This is a genomic window from Streptomyces acidiscabies, from assembly GCF_020010905.1.
Classification (GTDB): Bacteria; Actinomycetota; Actinomycetes; order Streptomycetales; family Streptomycetaceae; genus Streptomyces; species Streptomyces acidiscabies.
This window is the reverse complement of sequence record NZ_JAGJBY010000002.1, coordinates 1,688,116-1,714,747: the sequence shown is the minus strand read 5'-3', so window position 1 is coordinate 1,714,747 and position 26,632 is coordinate 1,688,116. Positions and strand designations below refer to the sequence as shown.

The 26,632-nt window shown below is 70.3% G+C and carries 26 protein-coding genes; 2 read left to right on the top strand and 24 right to left on the bottom strand.

Annotated features, from left to right (window positions below; genetic code table 11):
• Positions 1-28: 28 nt before the first annotated feature.
• The 18 genes from J8M50_RS34660 to proS all read right to left on the bottom strand — a co-directional run bounded on the left by J8M50_RS34660 (position 29) and on the right by proS (position 14,787).
• A complete protein-coding gene (locus J8M50_RS34660; protein ID WP_029183873.1) occupies positions 29-583 on the bottom strand; it encodes a TetR/AcrR family transcriptional regulator in 555 nt (184 codons plus the stop codon).
• A gap of 63 nt (positions 584-646) precedes the next feature.
• Entirely contained in the window at positions 647-1,480 is an 834-nt protein-coding gene (whiG, locus tag J8M50_RS34655; protein ID WP_029183874.1) for an RNA polymerase sigma factor WhiG, read from the bottom strand.
• A gap of 253 nt (positions 1,481-1,733) precedes the next feature.
• Positions 1,734-2,879 carry a DNA-processing protein DprA gene (gene dprA / locus J8M50_RS34650; protein ID WP_010353837.1) on the bottom strand — a complete coding sequence of 382 codons (1,146 nt, stop codon included), beginning with the start codon at positions 2,877-2,879 and terminating at the stop codon, positions 1,734-1,736.
• 61 nt (positions 2,880-2,940) lie between these two features.
• Positions 2,941-4,557 carry a YifB family Mg chelatase-like AAA ATPase gene (locus tag J8M50_RS34645; RefSeq protein WP_010353838.1) on the bottom strand — a complete coding sequence of 539 codons (1,617 nt, stop codon included), beginning with the start codon at positions 4,555-4,557 and terminating at the stop codon, positions 2,941-2,943.
• Position 4,558: 1 nt separating this feature from the next.
• Positions 4,559-4,960, bottom strand: coding sequence for a YraN family protein (locus tag J8M50_RS34640; protein ID WP_075661110.1), 402 nt, complete (start codon positions 4,958-4,960; stop codon positions 4,559-4,561).
• 79 nt (positions 4,961-5,039) lie between these two features.
• Complete coding sequence (locus tag J8M50_RS34635) at positions 5,040-5,348, bottom strand: DUF2469 domain-containing protein (RefSeq protein WP_010353840.1); 309 nt, start codon at positions 5,346-5,348, stop codon at positions 5,040-5,042.
• Positions 5,349-5,404: 56 nt separating this feature from the next.
• Positions 5,405-5,896, bottom strand: coding sequence for an NUDIX hydrolase (locus tag J8M50_RS34630; RefSeq protein WP_029183875.1), 492 nt, complete (start codon positions 5,894-5,896; stop codon positions 5,405-5,407).
• Positions 5,897-5,972: 76 nt separating this feature from the next.
• Positions 5,973-6,770 carry a signal peptidase I gene (gene lepB, locus J8M50_RS34625; RefSeq protein WP_029183876.1) on the bottom strand — a complete coding sequence of 266 codons (798 nt, stop codon included), beginning with the start codon at positions 6,768-6,770 and terminating at the stop codon, positions 5,973-5,975.
• Between the two features lie 117 nt (positions 6,771-6,887).
• Positions 6,888-7,862 (bottom strand): signal peptidase I, encoded by a 975-nt coding sequence (gene lepB / locus J8M50_RS34620; RefSeq protein WP_075661112.1) that lies wholly within the window; start codon positions 7,860-7,862, stop codon positions 6,888-6,890.
• Positions 7,750-8,853, bottom strand: coding sequence for a signal peptidase I (gene lepB, locus J8M50_RS34615; protein WP_029183877.1), 1,104 nt, complete (start codon positions 8,851-8,853; stop codon positions 7,750-7,752). The genes lepB (J8M50_RS34620) and lepB (J8M50_RS34615) overlap by 113 nt, the downstream gene beginning before the upstream one ends.
• Entirely contained in the window at positions 8,846-9,523 is a 678-nt protein-coding gene (gene lepB, locus J8M50_RS34610) for a signal peptidase I (RefSeq protein WP_010353846.1), read from the bottom strand. Before lepB (J8M50_RS34610) ends, lepB (J8M50_RS34615) begins: the two co-directional genes overlap by 8 nt.
• 36 nt (positions 9,524-9,559) lie before the next feature.
• Positions 9,560-9,910, bottom strand: a complete 351-nt coding sequence (gene rplS, locus J8M50_RS34605; RefSeq protein ID WP_010353847.1) for a 50S ribosomal protein L19 — start codon at positions 9,908-9,910, stop codon at positions 9,560-9,562.
• Positions 9,911-10,045: 135 nt separating this feature from the next.
• Positions 10,046-10,879, bottom strand: coding sequence for a tRNA (guanosine(37)-N1)-methyltransferase TrmD (gene trmD, locus J8M50_RS34600; RefSeq protein ID WP_010353848.1), 834 nt, complete (start codon positions 10,877-10,879; stop codon positions 10,046-10,048).
• A complete protein-coding gene (rimM, locus tag J8M50_RS34595) occupies positions 10,879-11,445 on the bottom strand; it encodes a ribosome maturation factor RimM (RefSeq protein ID WP_010353849.1) in 567 nt (188 codons plus the stop codon). The genes trmD and rimM overlap by 1 nt, the downstream gene beginning before the upstream one ends.
• Positions 11,446-11,584: 139 nt before the next feature.
• Positions 11,585-11,824 carry an RNA-binding protein gene (locus J8M50_RS34590; RefSeq protein WP_003973401.1) on the bottom strand — a complete coding sequence of 80 codons (240 nt, stop codon included), beginning with the start codon at positions 11,822-11,824 and terminating at the stop codon, positions 11,585-11,587.
• A gap of 5 nt (positions 11,825-11,829) precedes the next feature.
• The gene (gene rpsP / locus J8M50_RS34585; protein ID WP_010353852.1) at positions 11,830-12,249 is read right to left on the bottom strand and encodes a 30S ribosomal protein S16; all 420 of its coding nucleotides are present in this window, start codon (positions 12,247-12,249) and stop codon (positions 11,830-11,832) included.
• A gap of 254 nt (positions 12,250-12,503) precedes the next feature.
• Positions 12,504-13,109, bottom strand: coding sequence for a hypothetical protein (locus J8M50_RS34580; protein ID WP_029183878.1), 606 nt, complete (start codon positions 13,107-13,109; stop codon positions 12,504-12,506).
• A 262-nt stretch (positions 13,110-13,371) separates the two neighbouring features.
• Entirely contained in the window at positions 13,372-14,787 is a 1,416-nt protein-coding gene (gene proS / locus J8M50_RS34575; protein WP_010353855.1) for a proline--tRNA ligase, read from the bottom strand.
• A 214-nt stretch (positions 14,788-15,001) separates the two neighbouring features.
• On the opposite strand from proS, the gene J8M50_RS34570 reads away from it, so the two are divergent.
• Positions 15,002-15,799 carry a class I SAM-dependent methyltransferase gene (locus tag J8M50_RS34570; protein WP_029183879.1) on the top strand — a complete coding sequence of 266 codons (798 nt, stop codon included), beginning with the start codon at positions 15,002-15,004 and terminating at the stop codon, positions 15,797-15,799.
• Here J8M50_RS34570 and ftsH read toward each other — a convergent pair.
• The 6 genes from ftsH to nsdA form a co-directional block, all read right to left on the bottom strand.
• A complete protein-coding gene (ftsH, locus tag J8M50_RS34565) occupies positions 15,796-17,730 on the bottom strand; it encodes an ATP-dependent zinc metalloprotease FtsH (RefSeq protein WP_010353857.1) in 1,935 nt (644 codons plus the stop codon). The two genes, J8M50_RS34570 and ftsH, sit on opposite strands and share 4 nt — an antisense overlap.
• A gap of 101 nt (positions 17,731-17,831) precedes the next feature.
• The gene (ffh, locus tag J8M50_RS34560; RefSeq protein ID WP_010353858.1) at positions 17,832-19,379 is read right to left on the bottom strand and encodes a signal recognition particle protein; all 1,548 of its coding nucleotides are present in this window, start codon (positions 19,377-19,379) and stop codon (positions 17,832-17,834) included.
• 108 nt (positions 19,380-19,487) lie between these two features.
• Positions 19,488-21,929, bottom strand: a complete 2,442-nt coding sequence (locus J8M50_RS34555; RefSeq protein WP_010353859.1) for a [protein-PII] uridylyltransferase — start codon at positions 21,927-21,929, stop codon at positions 19,488-19,490.
• Positions 21,930-21,955: 26 nt separating this feature from the next.
• Complete coding sequence (locus J8M50_RS34550; protein WP_010353860.1) at positions 21,956-22,294, bottom strand: P-II family nitrogen regulator; 339 nt, start codon at positions 22,292-22,294, stop codon at positions 21,956-21,958.
• Positions 22,291-23,625 (bottom strand): ammonium transporter, encoded by a 1,335-nt coding sequence (locus tag J8M50_RS34545; RefSeq protein WP_010353861.1) that lies wholly within the window; start codon positions 23,623-23,625, stop codon positions 22,291-22,293. Before J8M50_RS34545 ends, J8M50_RS34550 begins: the two co-directional genes overlap by 4 nt.
• Before the next feature lie 317 nt (positions 23,626-23,942).
• Positions 23,943-25,421, bottom strand: coding sequence for a transcriptional repressor NsdA (nsdA, locus tag J8M50_RS34540; RefSeq protein WP_010353862.1), 1,479 nt, complete (start codon positions 25,419-25,421; stop codon positions 23,943-23,945).
• A gap of 460 nt (positions 25,422-25,881) precedes the next feature.
• Here nsdA and J8M50_RS34535 point away from each other — a divergent pair, with 460 nt between their 5' ends.
• Positions 25,882-26,535 carry a bifunctional DNA primase/polymerase gene (locus J8M50_RS34535; RefSeq protein WP_010353863.1) on the top strand — a complete coding sequence of 218 codons (654 nt, stop codon included), beginning with the start codon at positions 25,882-25,884 and terminating at the stop codon, positions 26,533-26,535.
• The last annotated feature ends 97 nt before the right edge of the window (positions 26,536-26,632 follow it).

The following is a 26,632-nucleotide window of genomic DNA, read 5'->3' as shown; positions in this document are numbered from 1 at the left end:
CGCCCCCACCCCAGCCCCCCGCAACCGGTCACCCACAAACCCCCCGCAACACCATCCCCACCGCAGCCTCGGCAACCACCCCAGGCTCCTCAACCCCCAACTCGATCCGCCGCACGGCAGAATCCACCACCCCCTGAACCAGCATCGCCGCCAGCCGAGGCTCCGCATGCCCCAGCTCCGCCAACGCCTCGACGATCATCGCCACCAACGCCCCGTGCGCGGCCCGGATCTTCTCCCGGGCCCCCGCGTCCAGCTCGCTCGCGGAGATGGCGACGACAGCCCGATGCCGCTGATCCCCGACCAGCTCCAACTGCTTGCGAACGTACGCCTCGACCTTCCCCGCACCCCCCTCGACCGCCCCCATGGCCACCTCGACCTCAGCGGCCCACACCGGGAAATCGGCCTCGCACAGCTCCTCGACGACAGCCGCACGGGACCGGAAGTACTCGTACACGGACGACCGCGCGAGCCCGGTCCGCTCGGCGAGCGCCGGAAACGTCAGCGCCTCCGTCCCCCCTTCGGACAACAGAGACCGAGCCGCGTCCAACAGGGCAGCTCGCTGCATCGACCGGTGCTCGGCCACGGAGGCCGCTCGAATCCTTGGCACGGCATCCACTGTACGGACGCACCGCGCCGCACGGGAGTCTCACCTCCCGAACCCGGCCAGCTTCGCCCGCAACTGCAGCACCGACTTCGTATGGATCTGACTGACCCGACTCTCGGTCACCCCGAGCACGTTCCCGATCTCCGCGAGCGTGAGCCCCTCGTAGTAGTAGAGGGTCACGACGGTCTTCTCCCGGTCGGGCAGCGTGTTGATGGCCCGCGCCAGAAACCTCCGCAACTCCCGGTCCTCGGCGACCTCGACGGGATTGTCGGCGGCGTGATCCTCCAGCGTGTCCACGAAGCTGAGCCCGCTCTCGCTCCCGACATGCAACAGCTCATCGAGCGCGACGACGTTGGCCAGCGACAGCTGACTGAACACGGCGTGCAGATCCTCGACGGCGATCCCCAGCTCCGCCGCCACCTCCTGCTCGCTCGGCGTCCGCCGCAACCGCGCCTCCAGCGTCGCGTACGCCCGCTCCACGTTCCGCGCCTTCTGCCGCACCGACCGCGGAATCCAGTCCAGCGCCCGCAGTTCGTCGATCATCGCCCCCCGAATCCGGGTGATCGCGTACGTCTCGAACTTGATCTCCCGGTCGACGTCGAACTTCTCGATCGCGTCGATCAGCCCGAAGATCCCGGACGACACGAAGTCCGCCTGCTCCACATTGGGCGGCAGCCCCACGCTGACCCGCCCCGCCACGTATTTCACGAGGGGCGAGTAGTGCAGGATGAGCTGCTCCCGCAGCCGTTCGTCCCCCGTCTCCTTGTACGACCGCCACAGCTCGTCGAGCGTCGAGGGAGCGGGCCGCACGCTGCCACCGTCCCGGGCGGCTGGGGGGACAGCCGTCCGGTCGGACCCGGAGGTGTGCTGGGGCATTCGTCGCCTTGTGCCGTTCTGCCGTGAGTACGTGGGGTAGGAGTGCCTACGGCCGGTCTGTGCCGGAATCCTCGTGAGCGTAGCGTGACAGAGCTGTCGCGGTGTGCGAAGAACGGGCCCCGGACGGTGCGCAGATACGTTCACTCTCCCGTCCCCCAGGGCTCCACCCGGTACTCGTGTGATCTGTCGCGTCCGTCAACTGCCGGAATTCCCAAGGGGTTACGCGTTCCCTCGGACGGCCGAACCACGAACCTCACCGACGGCTCCGAGGGCCCCGAACGGACATCACCGCCTGGCGTGTCAACTTCCAGCTCTCGCCGTGTCGTTCGACGTACCCGAGCGCGCGCAGTTCGTACAGCCGGGCGACGGCCTCGTCCCGGGAGGTCAACGCGGCCCGCGCGATCTCCGCGACACCGGCGGCCCGGTCGCCCGGCAGCGCGTCCAACACCTGTGCGGTGGCCGCCCCGAGCAGATCCCGGGGCAGCACGGGCCCTCTCCGCTCGGGCCCCAGCTCCCCCATCTCCCCCACCAGCTCCACGACATCGGCGGCGTCCGTCACCACCTGCCCCTCGCCGCGCAGCAGTTCATGCACCCCTGCCGACAGCGTGCTCGTCACCGGCCCCGGCACGCCCATCGTGTGCCGCCCCAGCCGCAGCGCGGCCCGCGCGGTCACCAACGACCCACTGCGCAGGGCCGCTTCGACGACGACGGTCCCCCGCGTCAACGCGGCGATCACCCGGTTCCTGAGCACGAACCGGCTCGGCGTCGGATGCGCTCCCGGCGGCAACTCCCCCACCACCAGCCCCTGCTCGGCGATCCGCTCGATCAACTCCGCATGCCCACGCGGATATGCCTGATCGACCCCACAGGCCAGGACGGCAACGGTCGCACCACCCACCCCGAGCGCCCCACGATGAGCGGCCCCATCGACCCCGTACGCACCCCCGGAGACAACGACCCACCCCCGCTCGGCCAGCCCCGCCCCCATGGAAGCCCCCACATGCGCCCCGTACTCCGTACAGGCCCGAGCCCCCACCACAGCCACCGACCGCAGAGCCCACACCCTCAAACTGGCCCGCCCCCGCACCCACAACCCCAGAGGCCGCGCATCCCCCAACTCATCAAGCGTGGAAGGCCACTCTGCTTCCCCCGGACAGACAAACCGAGCCCCCACCCCCCGAGCCACCTCAAGATCCCGCTCCCCATCAGCCTCCAAGGCCCGCCCCCGCATCCCACTCCACCGCCGCTCACTGACCCCCTCAGGCGCACCCCCACCCCACCGAACCCACCGAGCGGCCTCCACAGCCCCAACGCCCCGAATCCACCGCCCCCCAACCTCATCCCCAGGCTCGACAACCCGCCCGAGAAACACCCGCGCCACCCGCTCTTCCTCGTCCACCCACAGCTCCTTCCGGGAGGGACCGCGCACCGGGTGCCGGTACGCGGCCCGACCGCCTGGTTCAGGTCAGCACGCCGATCGCCATCGGCACCCCGCGCGGCACCCCGGTCCGCAGTTGCAGCGCCAGGGCGACATCGGTCGCGTCGGGGCGGTCGTGGCCGACGAGGTCGGCGACCGTCCAGGCGACCCGCAGGACGCGGTCGACGCCCCGGGCGGTGAGCACACCGCGTTCGAGGCCCCGCTCGGCCTCGTCCATCGCTCCGGGCACCGCGTGCCAGCGGCTGCGCAGCTCCCGGCCGGGTACCTCGCTGTTGGTCCGCCAGGGCGTGCCGACCAGCCGGGCCGCCGAGCGCTCCCGGGCGGCCAGCACCCGGGCGGCGACCGTCGCCGTGGACTCCCCGCCGGGTCCCCGGTGCGTCAGTTCGGCGCGGCTGACGGGGTCCACCTCGACCCTCAGGTCGACCCGGTCGAGGAGCGGCCCGGAGAGCCGTGCCTGGTAGCGGCGGATCACGGAGGGCGGGCACTCGCACAGCGTGTCCCGCTGCGAGAACCTCCCGCAGGGGCACGGGTTCGCCGCCAGCACCATGAGGAAGCGCGCCGGGAACCGCACCACGCCCGCGCTGCGGGCGATCACCACGTGCCCCGCCTCCAGGGGCTGGCGGAGGGCGTCGAGCGCGGTGCTGTTGAACTCCGGGGCCTCGTCGAGAAAGAGAATGCCCCGATGAGCCAGGGACACCGCTCCGGGCCGGGCGATGCCGGGGCCGCCTCCGACGAGCGCCTGCATCGTGGCCGAGTGGTGCGGGGCGCAGTACGGGGCCACGTCGACGAGCGGCTTGCCCGGCGGCAGCAGACCGGCCACCGAGTGGACGGCCGTGACCTCCAGGGAATCCTCCCGCCCGAGCGGGGGCAGCACGGCCGGCAGCCGCTCCGCCAGCATGGTCTTGCCGGCACCTGGCGGCCCCTCCAGGAACAGGTGGTGGCCACCGGCCGCCGAGACCTCCACCGCCGTACGGGCCGAGCGCTGGCCCACGACGTCGGCGAGGTCGTGTCCCTGGTCGTACTGGGCCGCGCCCATGCCGGTGGCCGCGCCCGTCCCGGGCACCCGCAGGCCCGCCAGCAGCGGATCGGGCCGCCCCGCCTCGTCCGGCGCCTCCTCGGGCACCGGCTCGTCCGCGAGGACGGCGACGAGCTGCCGCAGGCTGCGCACCCCGAGCACGGACACCCCGGGGACCAGCGACGCCTCCGCCGCCGCGCACTCCGGGACGACGACCTGCTGGTACCCCGCCTCGGCGGCGGCCAGCACGGCGGGCAGGATGCCCCGCACGGGACGCACCCGTCCGTCCAGCCCCAGCTCGCCGATCATCACGATGTCGGCCAGCACCCTCGGGTCGATCCGCTCCGCCGCGCCGAGCACCGCGCAGGCGACGGCGAGGTCGAAGCCGGAGCCCGCCTTGGGCACCGACGCCGGGCTGAGCCCGACCGTGAGCTTCTTCTGCGGCCACTCGTCACCCGAGTTGACCACAGCCGCCCGTACCCGGTCCCGGCTCTCCGTCAGGCTCTTGTCCGGCAGCCCCACCAGCGTGAACGCCGCCACCCCCGGCTCCAGATCCGCCTGGACCTCGACGACGACCCCCTCGACCCCCACCAGGGCCACGGAACACGTGCGTGCGAACCCCATCTCAGGCCACCCCCCGCACGTGCTCGATGACGGCGGCCCCGCGCCGGGGCAGGAGCACGGCGACGACGTCGATGCGGACGCCCCCGGGCGGCGCGCCGCCATGCGTGTGGAGCCAGTGTTCGGCGAGGCCCCGCAGGCGGTCCGCCTTCTGGGGGGTGACACCGGCGAGGGGGTGCTGGAAGGGCCCGTCCCGCCGTGTCTTCACCTCGCAGACGACCAGGACGTCCCCGTCCCGCGCCACGATGTCGATCTCACCGGCCCGGCCGGAGCGCCAGTTGCGCTCCAGAACCGTCATCCCGGCGTCGGCCAGCCGCCGCGCGGCCAGCTCCTCGCCGTACTCTCCGATTGCCTTGCGTGCCAGATCCGTGTTCATGTCGGCACCACCTCCGGCACCGACGATCACGCACCCGGCGAACCCGGAAGGATCTTGGTGGACAGACCGGGACCTGTGGAAAACTCCGTCACCCGTACAGGTGACGCACTCAGTTCCCCGGCAACTCCAGATCGCTCTTGTTCAGCTCCTCGATGTTCACGTCCTTGAACGTCAGCACCCGGACCTGCTTCACGAACCGAGCCGGCCGGTACATGTCCCAGACCCAGGCATCCGCCATGGACACCTCGAAGAACACCTCACCCTGGACCGAGTGCACCTGCATCTCGTAGTCGTTGGTGAGATAGAACCGCCGCTCCGTCTCGATCACATACTTGAACAACCCGACGACATCGCGGTACTCCCGATAGAGCTTCAGCTCCATCTCGGTCTCGTACTTTTCGAGGTCCTCGGCGCTCATGGCATGTTCCCCTTCAGCCGTGCGGTCCCACCATTGTGCGCCAGTCCCGCGCGCCCCTAGACGATTTCCGTGTCAAGGGTCACGGGCCTGGGCGGGGGCCCTTCGTCGAGCAGCCGGCGCAGCAGCTCGGCAAGTCTGGTCGGATACACCGTCTCATGCGACCGGCCCAGTTCCCGACAGGTCCACCACCGTGCACCGGCGACGCTGCGCCGCTCCAGCTCGGTGAGGGCCGTGGGGCGGGTCACGGTCGTCGTCGTACGCGCGAGGTAGTACCACTCGTCCTGGTCCCACCGCCGCCCCGCGAAGGGGAACGAACACACGCGCCGCCACAGTACGGGCCCGAGCCGCACGTCCCTGATCCCGGTCTCCTCGACGAGTTCCCGCAGGGCGGCGTCCTCCCGCGTCTCCCCGTCCTCGACGCCTCCGCCGGGGGTGAACCACCAGTCGTTCCCGGGATCGTCGGGCTCATGCCCGTGCAGGAGCAGAACCCGGTCCGCAGGATCGAGCAGCACAACGCGAGCGACTTTCCGCAGCGGCCCCGAAGCCAGGGCAAGGGCCTCGGCAGCACCGGCCGCCCCACTAGCACCCTCGGCCCCGCCGTTCACGCCACCCACCCCAGCCCCCTCAAGCCGCACCGGCCGCCGCCCGAGCCGCCCCCCGCCGCCGCACCCGCCCCACGAACCCCGCGACAGGCCCGTACGCACCCCCGCCCAGCACCAACACCCCACCCACGACGATCAACCCCACGATCATCCGAACCGGCCCCGGCTGCGACAACGCCCCCAGCACCTCGAACCCGGCCGGTTTCTTCAGCATCCCGTTCATCGGCCACACCACGGCATCCACCCGCGCCTTCACGGCGGTACGAGCCACCGTCCCCTGCGCCGCATCCGTGAGGTGCGCGGTCGAGTCCAGCGACCCCTGCCGCTCGTCACCGAGAAGGAACAGCCGCCCCTCCGGGACGGTGATCGTCGGGAACCCGGTGACCTCCGCGACCCCGTCCGCCAGATACGGCTCGGTGATCTGCTTGCCGTTGACCGTCAGCTTCCCGCCGGTGCAGCAGGCGACCGTGTCCCCGCCGACCGCGACGACCCGCTTGACGACGGCCGCGTTCTCGACCCACGTCTTGTCGTTGAAGACGACGACGTCGCCCCGCCGCACCTCGTCCCCGCCGATCTGCTCGGCGAGCACCCGGTCACCGGCCTGGATCGTGGGCGACATGGAGTTCGTCGGCACGGTGTACGGCCGATAGACGAGGGCAGCCCAGGCGAACCCTCCCAGGAACATGACGATCCCGAGGGCGACCGCCACCCCGGACAGCCTGTTCCCGAGCCGCCCGCCCGCAGGAGCCCCCGCCGAAGAAGCCTGCCCGCCACCCTGCCCGCCGCGCGGAGCCGTACGCGTCACACTCTCACCACCCATGACCCGGCACCCTACCGGGCGGTACCGAACAAGGTCAGCCCTTCACACCACAGGGCCCGCCAGAACGCACCCAGTGCGTCCCGACGGGCCCCGAAAAACCCTGGCCTGGAAGAAGCCTCAGCCCCGTTCCCCAGCCGCCCCCACATACTTCCGCCGCCGCCACAGCACCACCGGCACCATCCCCACCAGCGCGACCCCCTGCGGAGCCACGCTCAGCGCGGCCGACGACTGGTTGTTCAGCCCGGACTGGTCGAACGTGTCGGGAACCGGCAGCGTGCCCCAGCGGTTGATGGGCCACGCCTTCACGATCGCGCGCCCCACGACCTCGTCGACCGGAACCATGCCGTGGTTCTTGTCGGACTGGTTGTAGCGGGAGTCCCGGGAGTTCTGCCGGTGATCGCCCATGACCCAGATCATGCCCTTGGGCACCTTGACGGTGAACTGCCCGCCCTGGTCGTCCATGGAGCAGGGCGTGTTCCCGGGGTACACGTACGGCTCGTTGAGCGCCTTGCCGTTGACCTTGAGCGGCCCGGTCCCCTTGCACTCGATCGTGTCGCCGCCGACTCCGATGACCCGCTTGATCAGGTCCTTCTCCTGCGCGGACGGCATGAGGCCGATCCAGCTCAGGAACGTCTGGATCGCGTTCGGGTCGGCGGTCGGCTCGCCGGCGAGCCAGTCGGCCGGGTCGTGGAAGACGACGACCTCACCGCGATCGGGCTCGGACCCGAACCACGGCGTGAGCTTGTCGACGAGCACCCGGTCACCCTGCTGGAGGGTGTTCTGCATCGAGTCGGAGGGGATCGAGAACGCCTGCACCAGGAACGTCTTGATCAGCAGCGCGAGGACGAGCGCGATCCCGATGAGGATCGGCAGCTCCTTCCAGAAGGAGCGCGGCTTCTTCGCCTTGGGCGCCGAACCGTCCCCGGACGAGCCCGTGTCCTCGGGTGGCTGCCCGTCTCCGGGGCCGTCCGCCACCGGCTCACTCCCGGAGGTCACGGCGTCGTCCGTCCCCGGGACGGCGTCTTCCACGGAACGTCCGCGGTGATCCTCGCCGTCCTGTCCGGACCGTGCGCCAACCGCCACATCCCCCACGCCTGCTCCTCACTCTGTGCCGCTGCCTGCCCCACCTACGGCGCAGGCCCACTACTCCCATAACGAGCGGGAGTTCCGCAGGGCTCGGGAGTCGGACGGTTCCGTTCGGATCGTCCTGGGCAACCCTATGCGACGGCGAGGAGGCGGCGGACTTCTGTGACGCGGACTTCGCCACAGAAGCAAAGGTTTGCGGATCCTTGAAGCTCGTCCAGTGACCGACCGGCCAGGCGATGACCATGGCCCGGCCGACGACCTCGTCCTCGGCGACCGTCCCGCCGTACGACGTGTTCTGGTGCGAGCGGGAGTCCGCGGAGTTCGCGCGGTGGTCCCCCATCACCCACAGCCGCCCCTGGGGGACGGTGACCTGGAAGGGGGTCTGGGAGGGTTCGTTCCCCGGATACAGGTACGACGTCTCTTCGAGGGGTACGCCGTTGACGGTGACCTTGCCGTTCGCGTCGCAGCACTTGACGACGTCACCGCCGACCCCGACGACCCGCTTGATCAGGTCCTTCTCGTTGTCGGACGGCAGCAGCCCGATGAAGGTCAGCGCCTCCTTGAACTGCTTGACGACGATCGGGTCGCTCTTCTTGGCCGTCGACTGCTCGTCCGCGAGCCACCCGCCGGGGTCCTTGAAGACGACGACGTCCCCGCGCTCGGGCTTCGACCCGAACCAGGGCGTGAACTTGTCCACGAGGACCCGGTCCCCGATCTGGATGGTCTGCTCCATGGACCCGGACGGGATGACGAACGCCTGCACCAGGAACGTCTTCAGCACCAGCGCGATCAGGACGGCGACCCCGACCAGCAGCGGTATCTCCCGCATCGCCGAGCGCCGCCGCTTGCGCTTGACCTTGCGCTGGAGCTTGCGCCGGTCCGCGCGGGAGCGCCCGCCCCCGCCGGACGTCGCGGCGGACGTCCGCCGCGACCCGGTGGGCAGGAGTTCCTCGGCCGCGCTCTCCGGCACCCTGCGCGGTCTGCCGCGGTTACCCATGCGCACCCTCCGGCACGCCCGCGTAGGCGCCCTCCTCGCCCCGCACCCGCCCGATCCGGCTCCAGGGCCAGACGACGTACTGGGCGCGCCCGACGACGGCGCCGACGGGGATCATTCCGCCGCCCGGCGAGCCGAGGTGGTCGCGGGAGTCGCTGGAGCGGCTGCGGTGGTCGCCGAGGACGAAGAGCGTGCCCTGGGGCACGACCACGACGAAAGGCACCGAGGACGCGCTGTCGCCCGGGAAGAGGAACGCCGACTCGTCGACGGACCGGCCGTTCACCTGGATCCTCCCCTCCTTGTCGCAGCAGACCACACGGTCACCGCCTACCCCCACTACGCGCTTGACGTAGTCGGAGTTCCCGAAGTACCCGGTGCCGTCGAACACGATGACGTCGCCGCGACGCGGTTCGGCACCGAAACGGTACGCCAACCTATTTACGAGAACCCGGTCCCCGATCCTCAATCCGTTCTCCATGGATCCGCTGGGAATCTGGAAGGGCTTGGCCACGAACGCGCTGAGGAGGAGGGAGAAGACCAGGCAGAGGAGGAGAGTCAGGCTGATCCGGCCCCCCGGCAGCCATGCGAAACGCGACCGGCCCTCCGGGTCCTGCGCCTGATCGGCGGGACCTGGTGAGCGGTCGCGTTCGGTTGATCGTACTTCGGTGTCCATCGGGGCCAGATGTTATCCGGCCCCGCTGTGAGCACCTCAGTTGTCGCGCTTCTCCTTGATCTTCGCGGCCTTGCCGCGGAGCTCGCGCAGGTAGTACAGCTTCGCGCGACGCACGTCACCGCGGGTCACGAGCTCGATCTTCTCGACGATCGGGGTGTGCACCGGGAAGGTACGCTCCACGCCGACGGAGAAGGAGACCTTGCGGACCGTGAAGGTCTCGCGGACACCGGCGCCCTGGCGGCGGATGACGACGCCCTTGAACTGCTGCACACGGGAGCGGTTGCCCTCGATGACGCGGACGTGGACGTTGACGGTGTCACCCGGGCGGAAGGCCGGGACGTCGCTGCGCAGCGACGCGGAGTCGACGGTGTCGAGCAGGTGGGACATGTTGTCTGCTTTCTTCACCCATGCCACAGGTCATAGGCGGAAACTAGAAGTTCTGAAGGGCTGCCGTTCCCGTCGGAGCGGACGTCGTGTCCCCCTGTGGCAGGGGCGAACGCCGGACGGCGAGGCAGCAGCGGCCTATTCTTCCACGTCAACCACACGACGCCAAAATCGGCCGTACGGCGCACCCGCCGGGTCGGGCGCCCAGCCCAGGATCGAGAGCATCTCCCGGTCCTTCTTGTCGAAGCCCTCGGGGTCGGCCCGCTCGATCAGGTCGGGCCGGTTGACGGTGGTCCGCGTGAGCGCCTCGTCGCGCCGCCAGCGGGCGATCTTCCCGTGGTGGCCGCTGAGCAGCGTCTCGGGGATCTCCCGGCCGCGCCAGGCGGGCGGCTTGGTGTAGACGGGCCCTTCGAGGAGGTTCGCCATCGCGCCGGGCGCGAAGGAGTCGTCCCGGTGCGACTCGGCGTTCCCGAGCACGCCGGGCAGCAGCCGCGCGACGGCCTCGGTGATGACGAGGACGGCCGCCTCGCCGCCGGCGAGGACGTAGTCGCCGATGGACACCTCGTACACCGGCATCCGGGTCGCGTACTCGTCGATGACCCGGCGGTCGATGCCCTCGTACCGGGCCGGGGTGAACACCAGCCAGGGCCGCTCGGAGAGTTCGACGGCGAGTTCCTGCGTGAAGGGGCGTCCGCTGGGCGTGGGGACGATCAGCGCGGGGGCGCGGGCGCCGGTGTCGTACCCGTCGGCGAGGATCTCGTCCAGGGCGTCGCCCCAGGGCTCGGTCTTCATGACCATGCCGGGGCCGCCGCCGTAGGGGGTGTCGTCGACCGTGTTGTGGCGGTCGTGGGTCCAGTCGCGGAGGTGGTGGATCCGGACGTCGAGCTGTCCGCGCGCGCGGGCCTTGCCGACGAGGGAGACGTTCAGGGGGTCGAGGTACTCGGGGAAGATCGTGACGACATCGAGCCGCATTACGCCTCGTCCCTTGCCGACGCACTGTGCTCATCAGCGACTTCGTCGCGGGCCGCCTGGTCGTCGATCAGACCCGGCGGCGGATTGATGACCGCGCGCTGTTCCTCCAGGTCGATCTCCGTGACGATCTCGGAGACGAACGGGATCATCACCTCGCTGCCGTCGGGGCGCTCGACGATGAAGAGGTCCTGGGAGGGCAGGTGGGAGATCTCGGTGATGCGGCCGACCTCGGTGCCGTCGACGGTCACGACGTCCAGGTCCATGAGCTGGTGGTCGTAGTACTCGTCCTCCTCCTCGGGCAGCTCCTGAGGGTCGACGTCGGCGATCAGGAGGGTGTTGCGCAGGGCCTCGGCGCCGGTGCGGTCGGCGACGCCCTCGAAGCGCAGGAGGAGCCGGCCGCTGTGGACGCGGCCGGTGGCGATGGTCAGGGGTCCTGTGGCGGCCGGGTCGGTGGCCAGGACGGCGCCGGGAGCGAGCCTCAGCTCCGGCTCGTCGGTGCGGACCTCCACGGTGACCTCGCCCTTGATGCCGTGGGCACGGCCGACGCGAGCGACTACCAGCTGCACTTGCTTGATCTCCTGTCGGAACTGACCGATACGACGGGCCCGTGCGTGGGCCGATACGACTGGGCCGATACGACTGCGGGCCGGGGACAGCCCCCGAAAAGGCCCTCCCCGGCCCGAGCCGGTGTTGCGTGCGGTTAAGTCAGCGCACGTGGTCCACGTCGACGAGGTCGACCCGGACTCCACGACCGCCGATGGCGCCCACGACCGTACGCAGAGCGCGCGCGGTGCGGCCGTTGCGGCCGATCACCTTGCCGAGGTCGTCCGGGTGGACCCGGACCTCCAGCACGCGCCCGCGACGCAGGTTGCGCGAGGCGACCTGCACGTCGTCGGGGTTGTCGACGATGCCCTTCACGAGGTGCTCAAGCGCCTCTTCGAGCATGCTGCTCAGGCCTCGGCCGACTCGGACTCGGCAGACGCCTCGTCCTTCTTCTCGGCCTTCTTCTTCTGGGTGATCGCCTCACCCTTGCCCTCGTCGTCGCCGCCAAGGGCCTCGAACGTGGGACGCGCCTTCTTCGGCTCGGCGACGAGCAGCGGAGCCGGGGCGGGCTCGCCCTTGAACTTCTGCCAGTCGCCGGTCTTCTTCAGGATCGCGAGGACGGGCTCGGTCGGCTGCGCGCCGACACCCAGCCAGTACGCGGCACGCTCAGCGTCCACCTCGATGACCGACGGGTGGTAGGTCGGGTGGTACTTGCCGATCTCCTCGATCGCACGGCCGTCACGGCGGGTGCGGGAGTCGGCGACGACGATGCGGTAGTGAGGCGAACGGATCTTGCCCAGACGCTTCAGCTTGATCTTGACTGCCACGGAAGTGGACTCTCCTGATTTTGACGTGGTTGGGCACGGCGAGCGAGCCGCGTGGGGTTGCGGTACCCGAGTGCCCGATGGACGCGTCAGCCGGAGGAGAGAGGGGTCCTGTGCGACTGCGAGTACAGCTAGCCATTGTGCCACAGGGTGGGGGGAGCTTCCGTCGCGGGTGGACTGCCATGCGCACGGGGGTGCGCATGGCAGTCGCTACGGCCGAACCGGCAGCCACGAGATGCCGGTGCATACGGTGGCCGCTACGCCGCCCCGACGATCTCTGAGATCTCAGGGATGCGGAACGGCTTCCCGCACCCCCCGCAGACGATCGGCGCCTGCGCGAGGACCGACGGGACGACCCGGACGTTGCGCCCGCAGTCGCACACGGCCTTGACCCGCACACCGCCCCCGGAGGAGCCGTGCCGGGCGGCGGGCCCGCGGAACGCGCGCGTCGTCTCCGCGGTCGTCGCCGCCGTGTGGGCCTTGAGCGCCCGCTGGAGGCGCTCGATGGTGGGCCGGTAGCGCCGCTTCGCCTCGGGGCTGAGCGTCACCAGTGAGAACCCGCTGCTGGGATGCGGCTCCTCGGGGTGGTCGAGGCCCAGCTCCTCGGCGATCGAGAGGAATCTGCGGTTGTGGTACCGCCCCGCGCGGGACGTGTCACGCACGCCGCGCGCGGCGGCGATGCCATGGACTGCTTCGTGAAGCAGTCGCTCGAAGGAGAGTTCGTGACCGCACGCGGACGACGACTCCCCGATCAGGGACTCTGGCGCGGCAAGGTCGGGCAGTTCGGGGTGGTACCGCTGGATATCGGCCCACGCCTCTGCCAACTCTGCGGCGAGAACAGGTGGTGTCTGTGTCGTGCTCACGTAATGACAACGAGCGGGAGTGCCGCTGTGTTCCTATTCCGGGGCATCCCAAATAATTTGCACGTACCCGTCAGTTGGCACTGATGCGCAAAGACGAGGGCGGGTGCGCTGATCTGCGGAGAAGCCTCGCAGCTCACCGCAAGGTGGTGCGTAGTCACAGATACGCACCGGCGCGTACGCCGTATCCACGCGCCGGGGGAGCTGTGATCCCCCAGGGCGCAAGAGGCCTTTCGGTCGCCCTCGCGCCCCCGGGGCACCGCCCTCAGTAAGCGCGCGCGACGATGGCGACGTTACCGGGTGCGTCCCCGTCGCTCGGCACCGACCCGTCCTGAGCGAGCAGACACCGTACGGTCAACCCCCGTTCCCCCAGCCTGACTTCACCTTCCTCGCCGAGCACCGACCACGGCACGCGAGCCCAACTCCCCGCGCTCGCCGCCTCGATCGCCTCCTCGGCGGTCGCGCAGTCCGCCGTACGGGACTCCCGGCGCGCACGGGACTGGCGGAGCAGGAGCGCCTGGTCGTCCTCCAGGTACCCGGGCAACAGCGCGGCGAGCGCGTCGAGCGCGACCGGCTCCTTGGTGCCGGGGATGCGCCGGACGAGGGTCGCGGTGCCGTTCGCCAGGTCACGCGGGCCGACCTCCACGCGCGCGGGGACGCCCTTCAGCTCCCAGTCGACCGCGCGGCGCCCGAAGGGGGTGTCGGTCCGGTCGTCCACGCGCACGCGCAGGCCCGCCGCGCGCAGCCGTTCGGCGACCTCGCGGACCTTGGCCAGAACCGCCTCGTCGTCCTTCACGGCCACGACGACCACCTGGACGTGCGCGAGCCGGGGCGGGACGCGCAGACCGTCGTCGTCGCCGTGCGTCATCACCAGCGCGCCGAGCAGGCGGGTCGTCGAGCCCCAGGACGTCTGCCAGACGTGCTCCTGGGTGCCCTCCCGGGACAGGTAGCGCGTGTCGAAGGCCCGCGCGAAGTTCTGGCCCAGCTCATGGCTGGTGACCATCTGGAGGGCCTTGCCGTCGCCCATCATGCTCTCCAGCGTGAGCGTGTTGATCGCCCCAGCGAAACGCTCCCTGGGCGTCTTGCGGCCCGACACGAAGTCGATCGCGAGGACGTTCTCCAGGAAGTCGCCGTACACCTCCCGCTGGATGCGCGCCGCGAAGTCCCGCGCCTCCTCGTACGTCGCGTGCGCCGTGTGGCCCTCCTGCCACAGGAACTCCGTCGTGCGCAGGAAGAGCCGGGGGCGCAGCTCCCAACGGACCACGTTCGCCCACTGGTTGATCAACAGCGGCAGATCCCGGTAGCTCTGGACCCACTTCGAGAAGTACTCGTTGACGATCGTCTCCGAGGTCGGGCGGACGACCGCCGGCTCCTCCAGCTCCTTGCCGCCGCCGTGCGTGACGACCGCCAACTCCGGCGCGAAGCCCTCGACATGGTCGGCCTCGCGGGTGAGGTACGACTCGGGGATCAGCAGCGGGAAGTACGCGTTCTCCGCGCCGACCGCCTTGATCCGGGCGTCCAGCTCCGCCTGCGTCCGCTCCCACAGCCCGTACCCGTACGGTCGGATCACCATGGTGCCGCGCACCGGGCCGTTGTCGGCCAGCTCGGCCTTGGTGATCAGATCCTGGTACCAGCGCGGGAAGTCGGTGGCCCGCGCCGTGAGAACGGGTGCTTTCGCCATGGCGCGATGCTACGGGCCCACGTTGCCGGGATGTGAATTCTTTTCCCCCGCGCCGACAGCCCCGTAAACCGGGCCCTTCGACCCCTGGACGGCACCCCCGTACGGGAGTTACCTGACAACTGCGGGGAAAAGTGCCGCAGCACTGCACGGGGGCCCACGCTGATCGACACGGCGACACACTTCGAGAACTCTCGGCGGATTGGGGCGCTTTTCGATGACACCTACGCTCGTGCGCCAGACCCCCACCTCCCACGCGGGCACCGCCCCGCCGCCGGAACCGGGTGCCCGCGCGCGTGACTGGTCCGAGATCCAGGAGCGGATGCTCGTCCCGCTCTACGAGGCCGCGTACGACCGCCTCGACGTCGGCCCCGGCACCCGGCTCCTCGGCCTCTCCTGCGGATCGGGGCTGGCCCTCCTGATGGCCGCCTCCCGGGGAGCCGCCATCAGCGGGATCGAACCCCGCTCACCCCAGCGCCTCGCCCTCGCGCGCGAGCGCCTCACGCCGGACCACTGGTCACCCCACGCGCGCGGGAACACGTACCTCGGCAGCACGCTGCCCCCGGCCCGCGAGCCGTACACCCTGATCACCGCCTTCGACGCCACCGCACTCCTCGACATCGACGCCGTCCGCCTCGCCGAACGCGGCGCGCCCGTCGTCCTCGCCGGGTGGGGGCCGCCGGAGCGCTGCGCCACCTCGGCCGTCCTGCGCCTCGCCGACCCCCTGAACGGCGGCTGGCGCCCCGCCCACCGCGACGACCTGGAGGAGATCGCCCACCGAGCGGGCCTCAAACCCGACGGCTCCGGACGGGTCGCGTGCCCCTTCGGATACGCCGGTGCCGACAGCGCCGTACGGGGGCTGCTGTCGACCGGGCTGTTCGACGCGGCCGTCGAGGCGAGCGGCCAGGACCAGGTGGACAAGGAGATCCGGGAAGCGCTGCACCCGTACGTACAGCCGGGCGGCACGGTGTGGATGCCGAACGTGTTCCGGTACCTGATCGCCCGCGTGCCCTAATCCGCGTCCTTCATCAACCGCGTGATCCCCGCGACCCGGTACGCGTCCGCCTCCTCCAGCGTCTCGCTCTCCAGCAACGCCTCGGCCAGCGCGTCGAGTTGGCCCCGGTGCTCGACCAGCTTGCGGCACGCCTCCTCGTAGCACTCGTCGACGATGCGCCGCATCTCGTCGTCGATGACGTCGAGGGTCTGCGGCGCGGCGGCAAGACCGTACGCGGACTGGGCGTCGTTCGGGAGCGCCGAGAGGCGGCCGACGCGCTCGCTCATGCCCCAGCGGGCGACCATCCCGCGCGCGATGTTGGTGACCTGTTCGAGGTCGCTCTCCGCGCCGGTCGTGATCACCCCGTACACGACCTGCTCGGCCGCCATCCCGCCGAGCGCGCCGATGATCCGGCCCCGGAGGTATTCCTCGGTGTACGCGTACTTGTCGGAGTCCGGCGTGGACAGCGTGACGCCCAGCGCGCGCCCGCGCGGGACGATGGTGATCTTGCGGACGGGGTCGGCGCCGGGCTGGAGCATGCCCAGGAGGGCGTGACCGCCCTCGTGGTACGCCGTACGGCGCCGCTCCTCCTCCGGCATCACCAGCGGCCGTTCCGCGCCCAGCTGGACCTTCTCCAGGGCCTCCGAGAGGTCGGTCTGGGTCACCTGGTCCTGCTTGCGCTTCACGGCCAGGAGAGCGGCCTCGTTCGCCAGGTTGGCCAGTTCCGCGCCGGTCATCCCCGGGGTCGTGCGGGCGACCTGCGCGAGGTCCACGTCCGGGGACAGCGGGATCTGGCGGGTGTGGATCTCCAGGATCGCCTTGCGGCCACCCCGGTCGGGGGGTGACACCTGCACGACCCGGTCGAAGCGGCCGGGACGCGTCAGCGCCGGGTCCAGGACGTCCGCGCGGTTCGTGGCCGCGATGACGATCACGCCCTCCGAACCCGAGAAACCGTCCATCTCCGTCAGGATCTGGTTCAGCGTCTGCTCACGCTCGTCATGACCGCCCATGCCCGAACCGCCGCCCCGCGCGCGGCCGATCGTGTCGATCTCGTCGATGAAGATGATCGACGGCGCCACCTTCCGCGCCTCCGCGAACAGCTCGCGCACCCGGGACGCCCCGACGCCGACGATCATCTCGATGAACTCCGACGCGGACGCCGAGAAGAACGGCACCCCCGCCTCCCCGGCCACCGCACGCGCCAGCAGCGTCTTGCCGGTACCGGGAGGGCCCGCGAGCAGCACGCCGCGCGGCATCTTCGCGCCCATCTTGCGGTACGCGTCCGGGTTCTTCAGGAAGTCGACGACGTCGTTCAGCTCACCCTCGACCTCATCGATCCCGGCGACGTCCTCGAACGTCGTCCGCTTCTGGCCCGCCTCCAGCTCCACCGGCTTCGGCGCCGACCTGCGGCCCAGCATGCCGCCCGCACCGCCCATGCCCGCACTCATCCGGCGCGCGATGAAGATCCACAGCACGACCAGGAGCAGCATCGGCGCCAACGAGATCAGCAGGTTCACCAGGAAGCTGCGGTGCTGGACGACCGGCTCCGCGGTCACGGTGACGTTGTTCTTCGCCAGCCCCTCCCACAGCTTGTCGTCCGCGAAGGTCGGGCGCTCGGTGTTGAACTTCGTGTACTTCTCGCCGCCGTCCGGGTTCTTCTGCTCCTTCTTGAGCTGCCCCTGGATCGCGTCGCCCTTGGCGTAGATCTTGCTGACGTTGCCCGCGTCGACCTGCTTGCTGAACTCCGTGTACGAGATCGTCGGCTCGTTCTCGTCGCCGAAGTACGACAGGACGATGTTCGCCAGCAGGTACACGACCAGCGCCGTGAAGATCAGCCGCCACCAGCCACCCCGCAACCGCCGCCCGCCCGGCGGCTTCGGCGGCTCCTCGGGGGTCCCCTCGGTACGCCAGGGCTGGTCCGGCGACTTGCGCGGCGGGGCAGGGTTCGTCATACCCGGACGGTACGACAGCGTCCCGCGCGAGGCACACGAAGGGCACCCTTCCGAAGAGGGGTGCCCTGTCATGACGTACAAGATTCTTTAAAGCCAAGTCGCTAGCCCATGAACTTCTTGAACTCGTCCGGCAGCTCGAAGTCCTGCGCGCCCTGCGGCGGCACCCCGAACGCGTTCCCCTGCGCCGCAGCCTCCCGGCGCTGCGCCTCCTCCAGCTCCTGCTGCTTGCGCTTCATCGGGTTGCCGGAGCGCTGCTTGCCCTTCGCCTGCTTGGGCTGCTTCTTCGCGCGGCCGGGGCCGCCGCCCATCCCCGGGATGCCGGGCATGCCGGGCATCCCGCCGCCCTGCGCCATCCTCGACATCATCTTCCGCGCCTCGAAGAACCGCTCCACCAGGCCCTTCACGGCGCTGACCTCGACGCCGGAGCCCTTCGCGATACGCGCGCGGCGCGAGCCGTTGATGATCATCGGGTCCGTGCGCTCCGCCGGGGTCATCGACTTGATGATCGCGGCGGTGCGGTCGACGTCCCGCTCGTCCAGGTTGTTGATCTGGTCCTTGATCTGGCCCATGCCGGGGAGCATGCCGAGCAGCTTCGAGATCGACCCCATCTTCCTGACCTGTTCCATCTGGGACAGGAAGTCGTCCAGGGTGAAGTCCTGGCCCTTCTTCGACGCCAGCTTCGAGGCCATCTTCTGGGCCTCTTCCTGACTGAACGTCTTCTCCGCCTGCTCGATCAGGGTGAGCAGGTCACCCATGTCGAGGATGCGGGAGGCCATCCGGTCCGGGTGGAACGCGTCGAAGTCGTCCAGCTTCTCGCCGTTCGAGGCGAACATGATCGGCTTGCCGGTGATCTGCCGGATCGACAGCGCGGCGCCGCCTCGGGCGTCGCCGTCGAGCTTGGACAGCACGACACCGTCGAAGCCGACGCCGTCGCGGAAGGATTCCGCCGTGTTGACGGCGTCCTGGCCGATCATGGCGTCGACGACGAAAAGGATCTCGTCCGGCGAGACGGCATCGCGGATGTCCGCGGCCTGCTGCATCAGCTCCGCGTCGATACCCAGCCGACCGGCGGTGTCCACGATGACAATGTCGTGGACCTTCGACTTCGCGAACTCGATGGAGTCCTTGGCGACGGCCACGGGGTCACCGACGCCGTTGCCCGGCTGGGGGGCGTATACGGCGACCCCGGCGCGCTCGGCGACGACGCTGAGCTGGTTGACGGCGTTGGGGCGCTGGAGGTCGCAGGCGACGAGGAGGGGCGAGTGCCCCTGGTCCTTGAGCCACTTGCCGAGCTTGCCGGCGAGGGTGGTCTTACCGGCGCCCTGGAGGCCTGCGAGCATGATGACGGTGGGGGCGGTCTTGGCGAAGCGGAGACGGCGGGTCTCGCCGCCCAAGATCGTGACCAACTCGTCGTTGACGATCTTGAGGACCTGCTGGCCGGGATTGAGCGCCTTGGAGACCTCGGCCCCGAGGGAACGCTCCTTGACGTTCTTGATGAACGAACGGACGACCGGCAGAGCGACGTCCGCTTCGAGGAGCGCGATCCGGATCTCACGGGCCGTGGCGTCGATGTCCGCTTCGCTGAGCCGACCCTTACCCCGGAGGGTCTTGAAAGTGGCTTGCAAGCGGTCGGAGAGAGTATCGAACACGGCGGCGTCGGTCCTCGGAGTCGGGAGCAGGGTGAGCGTCTTCCAGGGTATCCGGCCGTACAAGCAAATCGTCCCCGCCCATCGCATTCAATGGACGGGGACCCCAGTTCACGCCCGAAGCATCTCCTCCAGCTTCCGAGCCACCGCCCCCGCCTCGTCCCCCGGCAGCGGTGCCCCCGAAGCCGACGTCACATAGAACGCGTCCACCGCGTTGGCCCCCAGCGTGCTGACGTGCATGCTCCGCACCCGCACCCCCGAGTCCTCCAGCGCCGCCCCGATCCGGAACAGCAGTCCAGGCGCGTCCTGAGCCCGCACCTCGATCACCGTCGCGTGCCGGGAAGCCGCCGAGGCGACGGTCACCCGGGGTGGCGGAGCCACCCAGCCCCGGCGGCGGGGGTACGCCGCGTCCCGTTCCGCCAGCCGTCCGGCGATGTCCAGGGAGCCGTCCAGCGCGCGCACCAGGTCCGCGCGAAGGCGTGCGGCCTGCGGCAGGGAGCCGTACTCCGCCGCGACCCGCCAGTCCAGGAGCAGCACGGCCCCTTGGTCGTCGACCCCGTCGGGGAGTTCCAGTTCGCGGAGTTCGGCCGTACGGACCGTCAGCCGGTGCATGGCCAGCACCCCGGCCACGGCGGGCAGCACGCCCGGCTGGTCCGGGACGGCGATGAGCAGTTCGACGCCCAGTGGCTCGCCGGGGTCCATCTCCTCCTCGTGGGTCTGGGCGCGCAGCGCCAGCACGGGCCCCCCGGTGCGGTGCGCCTCGATGGAGAGGCGTTCCTGTTCGGCGGTGGGCGCGGAGGCGGACGGCGCGGAGGGCTCCTCGCCCGCCAGCACCGAGCCGACCCGTTTCACGAGGTCCGCGACCAGCGAGCCCCGCCAGGAGGACCAGGCGGCGGGCCCGGTGGCCAGCGCGTCGGCCTCGGTGAGCGCGTGCAGCAGCTCCAGCGTGCTCTGCGTGCCGACCGCCTCCGCGACGGACCTGACGGTCGCCGGGTCGTCGAGGTCGCGCCGGGTCGCCGTGTCGACGAGCAGCAGGTGGTGCCGTACGAGGGTCGACAGCACCGCCACGTCCGTACGGTCGAATCCGATCCGCGCGGCGACGTCCTTGACGATGATCTCGCCGGACACGGAGTGGTCCCCGGGCCACCCCTTCCCGATGTCGTGGAAGAGCGCGGCCACGAGCAGCAGGTCGGGCCGGCTCACCCGCCGGGTGAACTCGGAGGCGCGGACGGCTGTTTCGATGAGGTGTCGGTCGACGGTCCAGATGTGTACGGCGTTGCGCTGCGGGCGGCACCGGACGCGTTCCCAGTCGGGGAGCAGCCGGGTGATCAGCCCTTCGGCCTCCAGTGCTTCCCATACGTCGATGGTGGGCTGTCCGGAGCCGAGCAGGGTGACGAGTTGTTCGCGGGCCTCTGCGGGCCAGGGTGTGGGCAGGGGCCGTACGGTCGCGGCGAGGCGTCGTACGGCGTGCAGGGAGAGCGGAAGCCCGGCCTGGGCGGCAGCCGCAGCCGCGCGCAGCGGCAGCACCGGGTCGCGTTCGGGGCGGGCCGCACGCGCGAGGACGACTTCGCCGTCCTGCTCGACGACTCCTTCCGCGAGGGGGGAGCGTTCGACGACCTGTTTGCCGCCGCCGAGCATGGCCCGCAGCCGGGGCCGTACCGCGCGGGAGCGCAGGACGCGGCCCACTTCGCGCCAGGTGACGTCGCTGGCGTAGGAAATGATCCGGGCGGATTCGTAGACCTGCCGCAGCAGGGTGTCGGCGTCGAGGAGTCCGAGTTCGGCGGCGACCTGGTCCTGTTCCTGGAGGGCGAGGCGGTCGGTGGCGCGGCCGGTGGTCAGGTGGAGGGCGTCGCGGACGTCGAGGAGGCGTCTGCGAGCGTCGTCGAGGCCTTCGCGGGGTGCGTCGGCGAGCCAGGAGGCGGCGACGGCGCGCAGTGCGGTGGCGTCGCGCAGGCCGCCGCGGGCTTCCTTGAGGTCGGGTTCGAGGAGGTACTGCAACTCGCCCTGCCGGTCGGCGCGTTCGGCGCACAGTTCGCGGAGTTCGGGGAGGCGTTTGGGGGCAAGGTTCCGCCAGTCGGCGAGGATCGCCGTGCGCAGTCCGGAGGTGAGGCCGAGGTCGCCGGCGAGGTGGCGGGCGTCGAGGAGGCCGAGCTGGACCTTGAGGTCCTCGGCGGCGGTCTTGCGGGCCTCGGCGGGGGTGCGGACGGAGTGGTCGAGGTCGAGGCCGAGGTCCCAGACGGGGTACCAGAGGCGGTCGGCGACGGTGGCGACGGCCTTGGTGTCGCTGCCGTCGTGCAGGAGGAGGAGGTCGAGGTCGCTGCGGGGGGAGAGTTCGCCGCGTCCGTAGCCGCCGACGGCGACGAGGGAGATGCCTCTCAGGTCGCCGGTGGCCGAGGTGAACAGGCCGGCCAGCCAGTCGTCCGTCAGTTCGGACAGGGCCGTACGGCGCGGCGGCCCGGCCGTACCTCCCTCGGTGAGGAGGTGCAGCCGGGCCGCCGCGTAGCCGCTGGGTCCCGAGTCCTCTGTTCCGCTTCGCTCGTCCGTGCTCGTCACCCAGCGACTCCTGTTCTGTTCTTCGGTCAGAGCGCGTCCGGGCCGCGCTCGCCGGTGCGGACCCTGACGGCCGTGTCGACCGGGAGGGACCAGACCTTGCCGTCACCGATCTTGCCGGTGCGGGCGGCCTTGACGATGACGTCGATGACCTGTTCGGCGTCGTCGTCCTCGGCCAGCACTTCGATGCGGATCTTGGGGACGAGGTCCACGGTGTACTCGGCACCCCGGTAGACCTCGGTGTGTCCCCGCTGTCGACCGTAGCCGCTCGCCTCGGTGACCGTCAGTCCGTGGACGCCGAAGGCCTGGAGGGCTTCCTTGATCTCGTCGAGCCGGTGGGGCTTGACGACGGCGGTGATGAGCTTCATGCGTCCACCTTCTTGGACTCGGCCCCGGCTCCGGCGGGTACGGCGGACGACTTGACGATGCCGCCGCCGGCGCCGCTGAAGTCGTAGGCGGTCTCGGCGTGTTCGGCCTGGTCGACGCCGGAGATCTCCTCGTCCTCGTCGACGCGCATGCCGAGGGTCTTGTCGATGAGGAAGGCGAGGACCGCGGAGGCGATGAGGGAGTAGGCGAGGACGGCGAACACGCCCGCGCACTGCTTCCAGAACTGGTCGAGGCCGCCGCCGTAGAAGAGGCCCTTGACGTCGGACTGGCCCTTGCCGCTGGCGAAGAAGCCGATGAGCAGGGAGCCGAGGATGCCGCCGACCATGTGGACGCCGACGACGTCGAGGGAGTCGTCGTAGCCGAACTTGTACTTGAGGCCGACGGCCATGGCGCAGACGACGCCGGTGATGACGCCGATGGCGATCGCGCCGATCGGGGTGATCGCGCCGCCGGAGGGCGTGATGGCGACGAGGCCCGCGACCGCGCCGGAAGCCGCGCCCAGCGTGGTGAAGGCGCCGTGGCGGATCTTCTCGTAGGCGAGCCAGCCGAGCATGGCGGCGGCGGTGGCGATCTGCGTGTTGACGAACATGAGCGCGCCGACGCCGTCGTCGTTGCCGAGCCAGGACCCGGCGTTGAAGCCGAACCAGCCGAACCACAGGAGGCCCGCGCCCAGCATCACGAGGGGGAGGCTGTGCGGACGCATCGGGTCTTTCTTGAAGCCGACGCGCTTGCCGATGACGAGGATCACGCCGAGGGCCGCAGCGCCCGCGTTGATGTGGACGGCCGTACCGCCGGCGAAGTCGATGACGCCGAGTTCGAAGGCCCAGCCGCCGGTGCCCCACACCCAGTGCGCGACGGGGAAGTAGACGACCGTGGCCCACAGGGCGACGAAGAGCGCCCAGGCGGAGAACTTGACACGGTCGGCGACGGCGCCGCTTATCAGCGCGGGAGTGATGATCGCGAACATCATCTGGAAGACGGCGAAGACGAACACCGGGATGGTGTAGCCGGACCAGATGTCCATCTTGTCGATGCCGGACCAGCCGACGAAGTCGGACTCCCAGCCGATGAGGGAGCCGTGGTCCGTGCCGAACGCCATGGAGAAGCCGTAGAGCACCCACAGGATGGTGACGATCCCCATGCTGATGAAGCTCATCATCAGCATGTTCAGCGTGCTCTTGACGCGGACCATGCCACCGTAGAAGAAGGCCAGGCCGGGCGTCATGATCAGCACGAGGGCTGAACAGATGAGCATGAAGCCTGTGTTGGCGGCAGACAGTTTGTCTGCGGCGAGCGTGATGGCTGGAGCCATCGGCGTCTCCTCGTCGTCGTACGGCCCCGTGCGGGCGAAGGCCTCGGCTGCGGAGTGGGGGCGGGCCGGTTATGGGCCTTGAGACTGGCGCAGCGCGGTTTCGGCCCGGGCCCCTCGCTGTTTCGCGGCGGTGACGAAGGGGTCGCCTGTGTTACGGGTCGGTGAATTGCCTGATGTTGGCCGCGGGGATCGTTATCGTGGCGCAACCTTCCCCTTCCGGACACGGGCCGACCGCGGCCGGACCTCCGAAATGACCTGGCATGGGGGAGCCGAGTCGGGCAGTTCGGGAGGGCCGGCCGCGGCCGGGGTTCGTGGGATCAGACCGCTTCGGCGGTCTCGGGGAGTTCGGCGGCGAGGCGGTCGGTGAGGTCGACGACGTCGGTGAGGTCGCCGAATTCGCGGGCCGCGTTGTCGACGGTCTTTCGGATACGAGTGTTGACGCGTTCGGAACGGACCCGCTTGGCGGCGGCCATGGCTTCGGTGGCGTATTTGGCGCTCTGTTCGGGCTCCCGCTTGAGGAGATGGACGGTGGCGACGCCGATCAGGTTGAGGGCGTAGGAGCGCTGGTAGTCGTCGGATTCCCGCGCGAAGAGGTCGACGGCGCGCAGCATCAGGGGTTCGGCGAGGGAGGCGTACGTCGGGCTGCGGCCGGCCACGTAGGCGAGGTCGCGGTAGGAGTGGCTGTTCTCGCCGTACAGCTCGGCCTCGGTGAAGAAGCCGATCCAGTCGGGGTCGGGCTCGTCCCATTCGGCGGCGTCGGCGAAGGTGTCCTCGGCCATCCGCACGGCTCGTTTGCAGCGGCCCGGCTGGCCCATGTTGGCGTAGGCGCGGGCCTCCATCGCATACAGCATGGACTGGGTGCGCGGGCTCGCGCAGTCGCGGCTGCCGTACTGCGCGAGGTGGATCAGTTCGAGGGCGTCCTCGGGCCGTCCGAGGTGGATCATCTGGCGGCTCATGTTGGACAGGACGTACGAGCCGAGGGGGCGGTCCCCGGCTTCCTTCGCGGCGTGCAGGGCGAGGACGAAGTACTTCTGCGCGGTGGGCTGGAGCCCTACGTCGTACGACATCCAGCCGGCGAGTTCGGCGAGTTCGGCGGCGACCTTGAAGAGGCGTTTGGCGGTGTCCTCGGGGTGGGGTTCCTGGAGGAGGTCGGTCACCTCGTGGAGCTGGCCCACGACGGCTTTGCGGCGCAGTCCGCCTCCGCACTGGGCGTCCCACTTGCGGAACATCGAGGTCGTCGCCTCCAGCAGCTCCAGTTCCTGCCGGGAGAGGCGGCCCCGGGCACGGCTGGTGGGCAGGGGGCCGGAGTTGCGGGGGGCGCTCGGCGGGGAGGGGACCAGCCAGCGCTGCATGGGTTCGATGAGGGTGGGTCCTGCGGACAGGGCGAGGGAGGTGCCGAGGAAGCCGCGGCGGGCCAGCATCAGGTCGCTGCGGGAGAACTCGCTGAGCAGGGAGATCGTCTGGGGGCCGGTCCAGGGGAGGTCGACGCCGCCGGTGGACGGGGACTGGCGGGCGGCGCGCAGGCCGAGGTCCTCGACGGAGACGACGCAGCCGAACCGCTCGGAGAACAGCTCGGAGAGGATGCGCGGGATGGGTTCGCGGGGGTTCTCGCCGTCCAGCCAGCGGCGTACGCGCGAGGTGTCGGTGGAGATGTGGTTGGCGCCCAGCTGACGGGCGCGGCGGTTGACCTGCCGGGCGAGTTCACCCTTGGACCAGCCGCTGCGGACGAACCAGGAGGAGAGCAGTTCGTTCGGACGCTTGTCCGTGCTCGTCCCGCCGCTTTCGTTGCCGCTCACTGGAACGCCCCCATCCCTGAGACCACTTGCAGTGCGGACCGCGTGGTCCGACTGCGCCAAGCCCTATCAGAATGCCGGTAAATAGCCCTGCCGTCCGGCGTTTGTCACCCTTCGAACGGAAGGACGGCTTGCCTCCGGCATACCCACCGGTGCGTGTACCCCCAGGCCCCGCAAACTCAAAGTAATCCTACGATCACCCGTCCGGCCATGGCGTTCCGGGAATCGCCACCATTCGCCACCCCTTCGGATGAACTCAGAGTGGCACGCACGCGATTGACTTGACACGGGACGGCCCGAGCGAACGGAAAGGTGCACTCGGGGGCGCGCACGGGCGAGTTCACCACCCCCGCGCTTCAGTGCGCCGCCCCGGTCCAAGGGCATTCCGGAGATCATGAGTACGGAGAGTCACGCCACGCGCCCTTTGCGTGACCACCGGTGCGTCGGACCCGTTGGAGGGGGCATGGGCTTCACGATCGGCGGCATTCGCGAGATCCGTTCCGGCGCGCGCAGACGCGGTCGCTCCCCCGAGTGCACGGCCATCGCCGAGTTAACGGGCCTGTGGGGCTGGGACGTCGTCCCCGGCGCGCACACCGTCTCCGGCACGTGCTCCTGCGGCCACCCCTGCCGCACCCCCGGCGCCCACCCCCTCGACTTCGCCCCCCACCTCCCGGCGGGCGCCACCCTCGACGAGGCCACGACGGTGTGGTCCGACATCCCCGACGCGACGGTGATGCTGCCGGTGGGCCACACGTTCGACGTGATCGAGGTGGCGGAGGCGGCGGGCCGCAGAGCCCTGAGCCGCCTGGAGCGCATGGGCCTGCCCCTGGGCCCGGTAACGGCAACCCCGGACGGCCGAGCCCACTTCTTCGTGGCCCCCGGCGCGGCGGCCTCCCTCCCCGACCTCCTGTACCGCATGGGCTGGGACGACCCGACAACCCTGGACCTGAGGGGCCTGGGCAAGGGCGCATACATCACGGCCCCACCGTCGGACAGGGGAGGTCTGGGCCCGGTGACGTGGCTACGCCCCCCGGACCTGGACTCAGCAACGAAGCCTCCGGCGGCGAGGCTGTTGCTGGGAACGCTGGCGTATGTGGCACACAGATCAAGGGCGTAAGAACGCCGAAGTGCCCGCCCCCGAAGGGACGGGCACTTTGAACTAGCGGCAAGCTGTCGTCCTTTAGGGGCGCGGGGAACTGCGCGACAAGCCACGA

Coding starts and splice junctions, on each gene's coding strand:
- whiG (WP_029183874.1), bottom strand. CDS start 1,480: ATGCCCCAGCACACCTCCGGGTCCGACCGGACGGCTGTCCCCCCAGCC.
- J8M50_RS34645 (WP_010353838.1), bottom strand. CDS start 4,557: ATGGGGTTCGCACGCACGTGTTCCGTGGCCCTGGTGGGGGTCGAGGGG.
- J8M50_RS34635 (WP_010353840.1), bottom strand. CDS start 5,348: ATGAGCGCCGAGGACCTCGAAAAGTACGAGACCGAGATGGAGCTGAAG.
- lepB (WP_029183876.1), bottom strand. CDS start 6,770: ATGGGTGGTGAGAGTGTGACGCGTACGGCTCCGCGCGGCGGGCAGGGT.
- lepB (WP_029183877.1), bottom strand. CDS start 8,853: ATGGGTAACCGCGGCAGACCGCGCAGGGTGCCGGAGAGCGCGGCCGAG.
- lepB (WP_010353846.1), bottom strand. CDS start 9,523: ATGGACACCGAAGTACGATCAACCGAACGCGACCGCTCACCAGGTCCC.
- rplS (WP_010353847.1), bottom strand. CDS start 9,910: ATGTCCCACCTGCTCGACACCGTCGACTCCGCGTCGCTGCGCAGCGAC.
- trmD (WP_010353848.1), bottom strand. CDS start 10,879: ATGCGGCTCGATGTCGTCACGATCTTCCCCGAGTACCTCGACCCCCTG.
- J8M50_RS34590 (WP_003973401.1), bottom strand. CDS start 11,824: ATGCTCGAAGAGGCGCTTGAGCACCTCGTGAAGGGCATCGTCGACAAC.
- proS (WP_010353855.1), bottom strand. CDS start 14,787: ATGGCGAAAGCACCCGTTCTCACGGCGCGGGCCACCGACTTCCCGCGC.
- J8M50_RS34570 (WP_029183879.1), top strand. CDS start 15,002: ATGACACCTACGCTCGTGCGCCAGACCCCCACCTCCCACGCGGGCACC.
- ftsH (WP_010353857.1), bottom strand. CDS start 17,730: ATGACGAACCCTGCCCCGCCGCGCAAGTCGCCGGACCAGCCCTGGCGT.
- J8M50_RS34550 (WP_010353860.1), bottom strand. CDS start 22,294: ATGAAGCTCATCACCGCCGTCGTCAAGCCCCACCGGCTCGACGAGATC.
- J8M50_RS34545 (WP_010353861.1), bottom strand. CDS start 23,625: ATGGCTCCAGCCATCACGCTCGCCGCAGACAAACTGTCTGCCGCCAAC.
- J8M50_RS34535 (WP_010353863.1), top strand. CDS start 25,882: ATGGGCTTCACGATCGGCGGCATTCGCGAGATCCGTTCCGGCGCGCGC.